Source organism: Vibrio sp. 1978, from assembly GCF_033344345.1.
Genome location: NZ_JAWPOP010000781.1, coordinates 1 through 579, shown reverse-complemented (window position 1 = coordinate 579; position 579 = coordinate 1). Strand labels below are relative to the sequence as shown.

Below are 579 nucleotides of genomic sequence, written 5' to 3'. Positions count from 1 at the left end.
TACGTACAGAACTAGAACGTCTACTTAAGCTACGTCCTCAAATTTCAGAAGCGATTGCTGAAGCACGAGAACTAGGTGATTTGAAGGAAAATGCTGAATATCATGCCGCTCGAGAAGAGCAGGGTATTTGTGAAGCGCAAATCCGTGACATTGAATATAAGCTATCTGTTGCGCAAGTAATTGATGTAACTAAAATGGAAAACACTGGCAAGGTTATCTTTGGTTCAACGGTGACTTTGATTGATGTCGATACCGATGAAGAAAAGACATATCAGATCGTTGGTGACGATGAAGCTGATATTAAAGCTGGCCGTATTTCAGTGAGCTCTCCAATTGCTCGTGGCTTGATCGGCAAGATGGAAGGCGACGAGGTTGCTATCCAGACTCCTGGTGGAGCGAAAGATTTCGAAATTGACCGAGTTGAATACATCTAAGTGGCATCTTGAATGCCCACTATTTGTTAAATGCAAAAAAGGTCGCCAATGGCGACCTTTTTCTTCAACAACGTAAGTGAATTACTTACGAGGAATTTCGATTTTACGCTCTTCAGACTGGCGGTATAGCACAAGCACTTTACCA

At 42.5% G+C, this 579-nt stretch carries 1 protein-coding gene; it reads left to right on the top strand.

Going from position 1 to position 579, the window contains the following annotated elements:
- Positions 1 to 434 (top strand): transcription elongation factor GreA (greA, locus tag R8N49_RS29075; RefSeq protein WP_318190693.1); only part of this gene is annotated, 434 nt, incomplete at its 5' end.
- Positions 435 to 579 lie beyond the last annotated feature (145 nt).